This is a genomic window from Ideonella paludis (assembly GCF_018069865.1).
Classification (GTDB): Bacteria; Pseudomonadota; Gammaproteobacteria; order Burkholderiales; family Burkholderiaceae_C; genus Ideonella; species Ideonella paludis.
Window position 1 is genome coordinate 571,984 of sequence record NZ_JAGQDG010000002.1, and the last position, 10,830, is coordinate 582,813.

The following is a 10,830-nucleotide window of genomic DNA, read 5'->3' on the forward strand; positions in this document are numbered from 1 at the left end:
AAGCATCCCCATGACGGTGATCGAGTTGATCAACACCCAAGCCGCCCGCCTCACCGAGGCGGGCGTTTCATTTGGCCACGGCACCACCAATGCCTTTGACGAGGCGGCCTGGTTGGTGCTGTGGGCGCTGCAACACCCGCTCGACGCCTTGGATGATGTGGCTGACAGCACCGTGAATACCGCAGACCAGCAGCGCGTCAGCGACCTGGTGAGCCAGCGCATCAGCACGCGCAAGCCCGCCGCTTACCTGACGGGCGAGGCCTGGCTGCAAGGCGTGCCCTTCACGGTGGATGAACGCGTGATCGTGCCGCGATCTTTGATCGCCGAATGCTTGGCCGAGGGCAGCATCGACACCTTCCTCGGTGAACACACCCAGCAGGTGCTGGACCTCTGCACCGGCAACGGCAGCCTGGCCGTGCTCTCGGCCATGGCCTGGCCGGATGTCCAGGTGACCGGCGCCGATCTCTCCGCCGACGCCCTGGCCGTCGCCGCCTTGAATGTGCAGCGCCATGGTTTAAGCGATCGCATCCGCTTGGCCCAAGGTGATGGCCTCGCGGCCGTGGGTGACGCGGTCTTCGACCTCATCCTCTGCAACCCCCCTTACGTCAACAGCGCCTCCATGGCTGCGCTGCCCGCCGAATACCGGGCCGAGCCCGAGTTGGCCCTGGCCGGCGGCGATGACGGCATGGACTTCATCCGCCACCTTTTGGCCCAAGCGCCCCAGCACCTCAGCGAGCACGGCGTACTGGTGCTGGAGATCGGCCACGAGCGGCCGTTCTTTGAAGCGGCATTCCCCACGCTCGACGTGATGTGGCTCAGCACCAGCGCGGGGGATGATCAGGTGCTGTTGGTGGAGCGAGAGGCGCTGCTGAGATAGAGCGCTTCCACGGCCAAGGCAGCCTCCATGTCTAAGGCAGTGAGCCTTTGGCCGGCATCCCAGGTCGTGAACGTCAGGGTCAACTCACGCCAGTTGCTCTCGATGCGAGGATGGTGGTTCAGGGCCTCCAAGGGCTCCACCAAAGTCTGCAAAAAAGCCATCGCCTCCGGAAAGCTGGCAAAGCGCCAAGACCTCTGCAGGCCTTGCCGCGCGGGCGCCCCACTCGCATCAGAGCCAGAAGAGCCACAAGGGCCGAGCGTGACCACGCGCCAATCGGGCAGCGCTGGCAAGGCTCGGGCCACTTCCTCGTCGCACAACGCTGCAAGGCGGGGCCGCTCAGAGTGGGTGGCAGACATGGCAAGGTCCTCGTCCGTGGCTTGAAATTGCGCAGTCCGCAGCTTGCGTCCTTTTCGGTCTGCGCGTCGTGCGGCCACGATAGCCGATAATCCGCCCCAGCTTGCCCCACGCCACGCTTGGCCTCGGGGCCACTGGCTTCACCGCCGACAAGCTCACCGCGCGGGGTGCCTGACGCGGCCCTCTTCCCAACCCGCTTGCTTCGGTGCACCAGCACCTGTCTGGCTGCATTCGCTCCTGAACTCTTCGGCATGATCACCCTTCGCAATCTGACCCTGCGCCGCGGCACCAAAGTGGTGTTGGACAGCGCCTCTGTCACCCTCAACCCTGGCGAAAAGGTGGGCCTGATTGGCCGCAACGGCGCGGGCAAGTCCAGCTTGTTTTCGCTGCTGGCAGGGCGGCTGCAGGCCGACGGCGGCGACTTTGAAATGCCGCCCAAGTGGCAGTTGACCGAAGTGGCGCAGGCCATGCCTGAAACCGAGGACTCGGCCACCGAGTTTGTGTTGCAAGGCGATATGCCGCTGATGCGCGCCCAGGCCGCGCTGGATGCGGCCCTGGCCGCCGATGACGGCAATGCCATGGCTGAAGCCTATGTGGCGCTGGAAGAAGCCGGCAGCTTTGACGCCCGGGCCCGCGCCCAGGCCTTGCTGATGGGCTTGGGCTTCAAGAGCGAACAGTTGGAAGCCCCGGTCAACAGCTTCTCGGGCGGTTGGCGCATGCGCTTGCAACTGGCCCGCGCGCTGATGTGCCCGGCCGATTTGATGCTGCTGGACGAGCCGACCAACCACTTGGACTTGGACGCCCTGGTGTGGCTGGAAAACTGGCTCAGCCGCTATGTGGGCACGCTCTTGGTGATCAGCCATGACCGCGAGTTTTTGGATGCCATCACCCGGGTCACCCTGCACCTTGAAGACGCCAAGCTGACGCGCTACGGCGGCAACTACACGACCTTTGAGGAACTGCGCGCCGAGCGCATGGAGCACCAAGCCGCCGCCTTCGCCAAGCAGCAAGAGCGCATTGCCCACCTGCAGCACTTCATCGACCGCTTCAAGGCCAAGGCCACCAAGGCCAAGCAGGCGCAGAGCCGGGTCAAGGCCTTGGCCCGGATGGAAAAGCTGGCGCCGGTGCTCACGGCCAGCGACTTCACCTTTGAGTTCCGCGAACCGCAAAGCCTGCCCAACCCCATGCTGGCGATGAGCGATGTCATTTCCGGGTATGCCAAGGCCAACCCAGACGGCAGCGACAAGCCCATTGTTCACAACATCAACCGCACCGTGCTGGCCGGCCAGCGCATCGGCATCTTGGGCGCCAACGGCCAAGGCAAGTCCACGGTGGTCAAAACCATCGCGCGCATGCACCCGGCCCTGGCGGGCACCATGACCGAGGGCAAGGGCTTATCCATTGGTTATTTTGCGCAGCAGGAGATGGACTTGCTGCATGCCGACGACACTCCGCTGCAGCACATGACCCGCCTGGCCAAGACCCTTGGCATGGACGCACGCGAGCAAGAGCTGCGCAACTTCTTGGGCCAGTTCCGCTTTGTGGATGAGATGGTGCACCAGGTCATCGGCACCTTGTCGGGCGGCGAGAAAGCACGCTTGGTGCTGGGCAGCTTGGTGTGGCAGCGCCCCAACCTGCTGTTGCTGGACGAGCCGACCAACCACCTGGACCTGACCACGCGTGAAGCGCTCTCTATGGCGCTCAATGAGTTTGAGGGCACGGTGATGCTGGTCAGCCACGACCGGGCCTTGCTGCGCGAGACCTGCGACGAGTTTTGGCTGGTGGCCGATGGCGCGCTCAAGCCCTTTGATGGCGACTTGGACGACTATCAAAAGTGGCTGGTCGAGCGCAGCCGCGAGGCCCAACGCGCTCTGAACGAGGCCAATGGCAAAGGCGCCAAGAAGGCAGCCGCTGCTGCTGCCAAGCCGGCCCCTGCAGCGGCACCCGTGGCTGCCGCAGCGCCTGCAGCCGCCCCCGCACCGCGCAACGCGGACCGCAAGGCCTCGGCCGCCGCCCGCCAGCAACTGGCGGCCAAGACCCGACCCCTGCGCAATGAGCTGAGCACGGTGGACCAGCGCATGGAAAAGCTAGGCCAAGAGCGCAGTGACATTGAAGCGCAGATCGTGGCCGGGGCCCTCAGTGGCCCCGACATGGCCGAGGCCGGCCGCCGCCTCAACCACATCGCCGCCGAAGTGGCGATGTTGGAGGAGCGTTGGCTGGAGCTGACCGGCGAGATCGAGGCGATCGAAGCCGCCGGCTGAACCTGCCTAAGGAAAGTACCTCGCCCACAACGCAAGTCGCGCCACTAGACTCCGGGATCAAGCTATCAAACTGAGGAGAGTGCCTTGCCGATCAGTCATTTTCACGACCTTGCTGCTGCCATCGTCGTCGCAGGACTAGCTGTGAGTACCAACGTGGAGGCAGCATGCGCCAGCAACTCCCAAACCGATCCCGGTGCGTGTACCGATGTCAAAACGACTTTGCTGTATGTCGACGGCACCGATGCGTATGTCGGGGTCAACAGCAGTGTGTCTAGCCTCACCTGCGTGCCTCCGGGTGGCAGCCTCTTGAAGCTCCCAGGCACTCTACCGAACTTCAAAGTGATTTATTCGACATTGCTCGCAGCCCAACTGTCTTCGCGTAACGTGAATATTCGGTTGTTGCCGGGCACTTCTGAATGCACCATCACTTACGTCACGATGCCCTGATTTCATAGATCCTGGCTTGCGCACCGCCCCTGCACCCTCGCCCAAATCTCTCCCCCTGGTTGGTAGGTGGCTTCCGTCAGCGTCCATTGCCAACAGGCGGGGTTCAGACCTTCGCTCTGAAGGTTTTGTTCTTGAAGCCAACGCAACAAGAGGTCGTAGCTGGGGGCTCGCACCTCCAGCCTGACCAAACCGTCTGTGGCTGAGAGTTCCAGGGCGCTGAGGGTGACACCTGCCGTCAGGTTGCCCTCTAGCGCCGCCAGTGCTGTTGGCCAAGGCCATTGCGCATGGCGCATGAAAGAGCGGGCCGCTTCGTCATAAGGGGCTGCCGGTCTTGCTGGAGGGGCTTGAACCTGTACTTTCTGCTCGCTGCTGGCTCTGGCCGCCAAAGCCTGTTGGCGCGCCAAGTCATCTTGCAGGCTTGCCGCCTTCCAGGCCGCCCCTGCGGCTGCACAGGCCAGCATGGCCACAAGCCCCCAAGCCCAAGGGCCGGGTTTGGCGGGGGCCACAAAGTTGATGTCCAAGCGCACCATCACAAGCTTCCCGCCCGAGCCGGGTTCCATTGGGCTGATTGAACGGGCACCTCAGAATGACTCAGACTCAAGCGCTGAAGCATGGCGTCTCGCGCCGCACCTTTGGGTGCGGGTATCCAGGTGTTGGCCCAGCTCACTTGGGTATTGTCGCCCTTGAGCAGCGTGACGCCGTCGGGGCATTCCGCCAGCAAGAGCGTGGGCTCAGCCCCCTGCTCAGTGCCTTGCGTAGTCTGGCTTTCTGTCCACCAGGGCCGAACCGCCGCCAACTGAACACCCAGTGCTTGCGTCTGCTTCTGGAGCGCATTCAACAAGGCAAGACTCGCCACGCAAGCCAGTTGCGGGCCATCCCCAGGCCAGCCGTTCAGCCACACCGTCGCGCCACCCTCCAGGCCCACGGCGGCTTGGGTTTGCGCTTGGGCCAAGGCCAGGGCCTCGGCCTCTGCCCACGATTGGAGCCCGGCCACCTGGGGCACCAACAGGGGGCGGCACCAGCCTGCGCTGAGCCAGACTTGCAGCTTGGGCCGCCGCCAGCCACGGCCTGCAGGCTTGCCCAGCAATGCCAGAGCGGCCGCCACCACTGTTTCTGGCCCCGCAGACAAAGGCACTTGCACAGGCGCTTGGCCACCTAAGGCCACTTCGGAGCGGGCCACATAAAGCTGCTGCATCATGCGGCTAAGCCTATCACTCGCCGAACCTCGGCCACCGTGGTTTTGCCCTCTGCCACACAGTAAGCGCTCTGGCTTTGCAAAGACAGCACCCCGGCCGCCACCGCATGGTGCTTTAAGGCCGACAACGGTGCCAGGGTGGTCACCAAATCTCTCAGCGTGTCGTCCACGGCATGCACTTCTGCCACCACGAAGCGCCCTTTATAGCCCGTTTGGCGGCACTCAGGGCAGCCCACGGCAACGGGCACCTGCGGCAAGGCCACCCCGTGAGCCTCGGCCCAGTGCAGCTCGGCCTTGCTTGGCGGCCCCCAGCCCTGGCACTGTGGGCACAAGCGGCGCAACAAGCGCTGCACCACCACCCCATTGAGCGCCGACATAAACCCAAACATATCAATACCAAAGTGCCTGAAGCGCCCCACCACATCGCCCATGCTGTTGGCATGCACGGTGGTGAACACCAAATGGCCTGTTAAGGCGGATTGCACCGCGATCTCAGCGGTTTCGGCATCCCGGATTTCACCCACCAGAATGCGGTCTGGGTCGTGCCGCAAGATGGACCGCAAGCCTTTGGCAAACGTCAAACCCTTGCGCTCATTGACGGGGATCTGCAGCACCCCCGGCAGCTCATATTCCACCGGGTCTTCAATGGTGATGATCTTTTCCAGCCCCGTGTTGATCTCTGACAGCGCCGCATACACGGTGGTGGTCTTGCCACTGCCGGTAGGCCCCGTCACCAAGAGCATGCCACTGGGCAAAGTAGCGAGCGCACGCACGGCATCAGCGGCGGCAGGTGCAAAGGCCAATGACGCGAGAGACACGCTGGCCTCTTGCCCACGAAGCTGAGACTTATCCAGCAGCCGCAGCACCGCATCTTCACCGTGCACACTGGGCATGATGGAGACGCGCAAGTCCACCATCACACCCCCCACCTGCAGCCTAAAGCGCCCGTCTTGCGGAACGCGCCGCTCGGTGATGTCCAGCGCCGCCAACACCTTGATGCGGGAGATCACCTCTTGGGCACGTTGCGGGCCATCCATATGCGCATGGGGCACCATCACGCCATCCAGCCGCAGCTTGACGGTCACGCCTTGGCGGTCGCACTCAAAGTGCACGTCGCTAGCACCGCCCCGAAAGCCCTGCACCAGCGCGTCGTCCACAAAGCTCACCACCGGGCCGGACACCTCAGGCCCCTGGCCCGTATGGACCTGCTCGGCGGCACCGGGCTCCAGCCACAGGCTCATCTGGGCGCGGGTCACAGCCACCACCTCCGGCCACTGGCCCAGCCGCGCGGCAAGGCGCTGCACCAAGCCTTCGTCCCATGGGTCTTCAAGGGCCAAGCGGGTGCTGCTGCGCGCCTCGTTCACCAAGACCACGGCATGGTGTTGGCGCGCCATGGTTGGGTCCCAGTGCTCAAAACTGGCCTGCCAGCCCGGCTCATCTACCCAAACTTTGATCCCCTCTTGGGCCCAGAGCTGGGCCGCCAACAGTGCGGCATCTGGCTGCGCGCGCAGCAGCACATCCAGCACCGCGCCCGAACCCGCTTTGTGCTGCGCCCGGGCCTCTTCACACTGCTGGCGCAGCGGTTTGTGCGGCGTGGGTACAGAAGTGCTCAACGCCCCACCCCCACCTGGCCAGCCATGTCAAAAATAGGCATGTACATCATCACCACCACGCCGCCCACCACCAGTGCCACCAAGAGCAATAACAAGGGCTCAGCAATGCGGGTGGCCCGCTCCACAAAAGTGGTGAAGCGTAAGGCATGCCGGTCTGCCACGGTTTGCAGCACGGTGTCAAAACCGCCGGCGCGCTCGCCCACGGCCAGCAGGCGCTGGGTCACGGCATCTGCCAAGCCAGCGTGCGCAAAGGCCTGAGCCACGGCGCAGCCCTTGGCAATCTCCAAGCGCGCAAGGGCCACGCCCCGCTGCAAATCTGGGCTCAAGCCCAAGCCTTCACACACCTGCAAGGCCTCGCTCAGCGGGTAGCCCCCGCGGAACATCAAGGCCAGCGCATGGTACAGCCTGGCCAAACCGAACTGACCCCACTCTTGGGCCAGCCAAGGCACACGGGACACTGCTGCCAATAGCCAATGCTTGAGCAAGCCTTGGCGAGCCGCCCAGCCCAGGCCAAACGCCGATAACGCCGCCGCCACCGCCAACCACCAGCCCTGGGCCTGCAGCGCACCGCTCAGCCACAGCACCGCTTGAGTCAGCCCACTGATCTCTTGGGGCATGTCCGCATAAATACGAGAAAAGCGGGGAATGACAAAGCCCAACAAAAACAAGGTGATCAGCCCCCCCAAGCCCACCACCAAGGCCGGGTAGATGGCCGCACTCACCACCTGGCGGCGCAGCCGCTCCAGCAGCTCGTCATAGCGCAAATAATCGTCCAGCGCCTCCACCAGCTTGCTGCTGCGCTCGGCCGCCGTCACACTGGCCACCAGCACCGCCGGGAAACGCCCACAACTCAGCATGGCTTGCGACAAGCCCTGCCCCTGCTGCAGATAGCCCAGTAAGGTTTGCTGTACCTCCGCCCGAGTGGAGTGGGGCTCAGCCGACAAGCCCATGGTGTCGATGGCCTCAACAACCGTCATGCCAGAGCGCAACAAGGTGCGCAGCTCTCGGCACCACCAAGCCACTTCCCACGGCGCAGCGCGTTGAGTTTGCCCACCCTGCGAGGCTCCCTGCTCCAAGCCCAGAACTGTCAGGCCTTGCGCTTGCAGCGCCATGCCCGCTGCCGCCTCATCGGGCGCCTCAATGGGGCGCAGGATCACGGCAGAGGCCTTGGGGTCGAGGACGCGGGCTTGGAACTGCAAAATGACCTACCGGGGTTGAAAGCAAATTCGTATGAATCCGAGATGGAACGTGGTGCCGCTTTTAGCGGCAAAACGGGGCCCTTTCGAACCTGGATCCTCCCTCGTTAACTGCCCAGTCTCAAAAGCGCAGGCTGCCGGCACTTACGCAGTAAGCACAGACGCAACACCAGAGCTTCCTGAATCAACGCTGAGCCGCCCCCACAGCTTGAGATCAATGAGTCAATAGCAAAATCTTGGAGATTAATTCATGAATCCTGCAAGGTGGCCAACTCTATTTTACGGCCGGTAGAGTGAGCAAAAAATAGACTTCACTTGGAAAGCGACACATACCCCGGCACAGGTGCACCGCCATAAGTGCCCAAGTTCGAGCAAGAAATGCCATCTGGGACGCCCGAGTAATAAACAATGACCTCTCTGTCGGCAACCGTCGCCGCACTGAGTTGTGAATACCAGTTCTTGCAAACGCCAACAGGAATGCCTGCCCTAGGAGTCTCCACATTGCAAATGGTTGTCCAATCTCCCCGCCATGACGAAGTTATCATGAGTTCGCCACTGGAGTAAGTCAATACCCGGGAAACCTTACCTTGGCACCATAAGTCAGCAGCGCCAGCATTAAAACCAGCTAGCAACAACGCAATTGAAAGATATTTTTTCATAGAGATTTCTCAGAATCCATTTCAATTCATTGATTAATGGCAAACGTCTACCACAAAGCCTCCCCCAACACCATCTCCCCGACGGTGCATTGAGGATCGGTGAGATACAGCCGGACAGAAGTGCCTGAATTCATGGCCAGCAGCAAATTGGCATGCATGGCTTTCAGGCCAGGGTGGCTGGGGTAAATGGAAGCATAGCGGGCGCCATAGCCGCTTTGAGAAGTGCAGCCACTGAGTGCGGGCTCAACCGCCACGTTGATGCCACCCGACGACACTACCACCACTGACTTGACCTTAACCTCTTGGGTCCAGCCGGCTTGCGCCAGCGGCAGATAAGCCAGCGCCACACCAGCCGCAGCCAAAGTGTTCTTCAAGATTCGCTTGTTCATGTTCACTCCTTAATGAGGCACCGATGATGGATGAGTGTTTTTGCTGTCAGCTTCTGCCTTGGCAATGAGCTGGCTGACGCGGGCCACGCTGAGCCCCAGCTCTTTGGCCAGTGCGGTCATGGTCAGGCCGCTGGATACATGCGCGCGCCACAGGGCTTCTTCCCTGCTGGGGCAAACCGCCAACCAATCGGCCAGCGTGCGCGCCGACTGCCTTTGCACCCGGGGCACACTGCTATTGCGCAGCGCGCTAGGGCTGCCTTGGGCTTGCATATGCGCCACAAAGCGGTCGTCGCCCAGGTAGATTTGTTTGTTCAGGCTGCGCTCCCACAGCGGTGCATCGCGCCCCGCCGCCACCAACTCACCGTAGAGCGCCTGAGCCCGCTGCACTTCGTGCCCCATGGCTGGCTCTTGGCCCAACAAAAACGCCAACAAAGAGGCGGTATCCAGCCAGGCAGGCACCTCCCCCGAGCCTGTGTGCGCGCGATAGCTCGACCACGGCCAAGCCTCTGGCACCGGCACCATGCCGGCCCGAACCGGGTTTAACTCCACGTATCGACAGAATTCCATCAGATAAGTCTCTCTGTCCACCAAAATCGCCTTGAACCGCCCCTGGAACACATGGCCCACCTTATGGTGACGCCGGTTAAAGGCCTGCGAATACACACCGTTGATATGCCGCATCAGCAATGACAGGTTGGCTTGCTGCGTCTGGAGCACGAAATGGTAGTGGTTACTCATCAAGCAATAAGCCAACACACTCGCGTCAAACCGCTCAGTCGCCTGCGCAACAACATCTAACAAGCAAGCTCTATCGTGATCGTCTTCAAAAATGTCCTCACGCCTATCCCCGCGCGCTGTGACGTGATAAAGCGCGCCTGGGAATTCAATGCGCAAAGGGCGTGACATTGATCGATCTCGCGCTCAGCCTCGATTAAACGATTGAAAACTACTCGACTTAGGAATTCAATTCATCGCCCTGGCACACGAAATCATGTTTCGTCATTGCATCTTAAAAGGGGCCACCCATTCCAATGTTGACGATCCTTGGGTACCTACTCCCCCAAGCTGTAAAGCAATCAACCGCATAGATCTGAATACTCTTTCCCGTGGCCATCGATTGCATCACCGTCGCCATCACGTACTTAAAATGTGGCTCAGAGACAGAAATAATCGCTGAAGTCTTAACATCACAACCATTAGCAGTATCGAAAGGCTGTGTTGGTGTCACCACCAAATAGGACGAATTTTCCAACCAATAAGTCTTGATCAGTCTTTCACCAAGAAAGGCTTGCTCGGCCTGCGATGCTTGACACACGGTAGCAAAGAGAATAGTAAACCAGAATCTCTTTAGATTCATACATCAACCACCTTTTCAAATAAATTTTTTAACAAACAATCATCACGCACCTAGTAAAAAATCTCGCTGAAGTGCTACGCTACTCCATGACGACAAAATACCCATTCAGCGCTCGATTGTGGTCCCAGCCGTCCACGCACTTTGTCACGTCACTTGGTGCCCAATAAATATAAACCGGCTTTGCACCAGCCAATGCCATTAACGCGGCAGCCTCATCAGACTTGCTGGGCAACCCAATCCAATTCGTCACCGTGCCGTCTGCCAACTTCACGCGCATGGACAGCGCACCCATGTTGTGCCATTTATAGACTTGAGTGACCTTCCCAGAGCAATCTACCGCTGCGCGAGCGGAAACCGGCGGCAGCAAGAGACCCACCAAAACGAAAAGAACCGCGACTATCTTTTGAACAGACATGATCTGAGCACTCCTATTGACCTGACCTCGATTTTCGCTTGCCGGACTTAGGGGTTTAAATTAAAGA

General features: G+C 61.1%; 12 protein-coding genes. 3 read left to right on the forward strand and 9 right to left on the reverse strand.

The features are described from left to right. Positions 1-10 precede the first annotated feature (10 nt). Positions 11-877, forward strand: a complete 867-nt coding sequence (gene prmB / locus KAK11_RS07090) for a 50S ribosomal protein L3 N(5)-glutamine methyltransferase (RefSeq protein ID WP_210807638.1) — start codon at positions 11-13, stop codon at positions 875-877. Here the strand turns inward: prmB and KAK11_RS07095 are convergent. Next, a complete protein-coding gene (locus KAK11_RS07095; RefSeq protein WP_210807640.1) occupies positions 838-1,233 on the reverse strand; it encodes a 4a-hydroxytetrahydrobiopterin dehydratase in 396 nt (131 codons plus the stop codon). The genes prmB and KAK11_RS07095 overlap by 40 nt on opposite strands. A 249-nt stretch (positions 1,234-1,482) precedes the next feature. On the opposite strand from KAK11_RS07095, the gene KAK11_RS07100 reads away from it, so the two are divergent. Both KAK11_RS07100 and KAK11_RS07105 read left to right on the forward strand, forming a co-directional pair. Next, positions 1,483-3,492 (forward strand): ABC-F family ATP-binding cassette domain-containing protein, encoded by a 2,010-nt coding sequence (locus KAK11_RS07100; RefSeq protein WP_210807642.1) that lies wholly within the window; start codon positions 1,483-1,485, stop codon positions 3,490-3,492. An 84-nt stretch (positions 3,493-3,576) separates the two neighbouring features. After that, positions 3,577-3,939: a hypothetical protein gene (locus KAK11_RS07105; RefSeq protein ID WP_210807644.1), complete on the forward strand. Its 363-nt coding sequence runs from the start codon at positions 3,577-3,579 to the stop codon at positions 3,937-3,939. A gap of 2 nt (positions 3,940-3,941) precedes the next feature. On the opposite strand, the gene KAK11_RS07110 is transcribed toward KAK11_RS07105, so the two are convergent. The 8 genes from KAK11_RS07110 to KAK11_RS07145 all read right to left on the reverse strand — a co-directional run bounded on the left by KAK11_RS07110 (position 3,942) and on the right by KAK11_RS07145 (position 10,763). Continuing rightward, the gene (locus tag KAK11_RS07110; protein WP_210807646.1) at positions 3,942-4,469 is read right to left on the reverse strand and encodes a hypothetical protein; all 528 of its coding nucleotides are present in this window, start codon (positions 4,467-4,469) and stop codon (positions 3,942-3,944) included. Further along, positions 4,469-5,137 (reverse strand): hypothetical protein, encoded by a 669-nt coding sequence (locus KAK11_RS07115; RefSeq protein ID WP_210807648.1) that lies wholly within the window; start codon positions 5,135-5,137, stop codon positions 4,469-4,471. Before KAK11_RS07115 ends, KAK11_RS07110 begins: the two co-directional genes overlap by 1 nt. Next, positions 5,134-6,747, reverse strand: a complete 1,614-nt coding sequence (locus tag KAK11_RS07120) for a GspE/PulE family protein (RefSeq protein ID WP_246498510.1) — start codon at positions 6,745-6,747, stop codon at positions 5,134-5,136. Before KAK11_RS07120 ends, KAK11_RS07115 begins: the two co-directional genes overlap by 4 nt. After that, a complete protein-coding gene (locus KAK11_RS07125) occupies positions 6,744-7,904 on the reverse strand; it encodes a type II secretion system F family protein (protein WP_210807650.1) in 1,161 nt (386 codons plus the stop codon). The genes KAK11_RS07120 and KAK11_RS07125 overlap by 4 nt, the downstream gene beginning before the upstream one ends. Before the next feature lie 350 nt (positions 7,905-8,254). Beyond that, complete coding sequence (locus tag KAK11_RS07130; protein ID WP_210807653.1) at positions 8,255-8,602, reverse strand: hypothetical protein; 348 nt, start codon at positions 8,600-8,602, stop codon at positions 8,255-8,257. 47 nt (positions 8,603-8,649) lie between these two features. Continuing rightward, positions 8,650-8,991 carry a hypothetical protein gene (locus tag KAK11_RS07135; RefSeq protein WP_210807655.1) on the reverse strand — a complete coding sequence of 114 codons (342 nt, stop codon included), beginning with the start codon at positions 8,989-8,991 and terminating at the stop codon, positions 8,650-8,652. 9 nt (positions 8,992-9,000) lie between these two features. Next, positions 9,001-9,897 carry an REP-associated tyrosine transposase gene (locus KAK11_RS07140; protein ID WP_210807657.1) on the reverse strand — a complete coding sequence of 299 codons (897 nt, stop codon included), beginning with the start codon at positions 9,895-9,897 and terminating at the stop codon, positions 9,001-9,003. Positions 9,898-10,427: 530 nt separating this feature from the next. Beyond that, a complete protein-coding gene (locus KAK11_RS07145) occupies positions 10,428-10,763 on the reverse strand; it encodes a hypothetical protein (protein WP_210807659.1) in 336 nt (111 codons plus the stop codon). Positions 10,764-10,830: the final 67 nt, after the last annotated feature.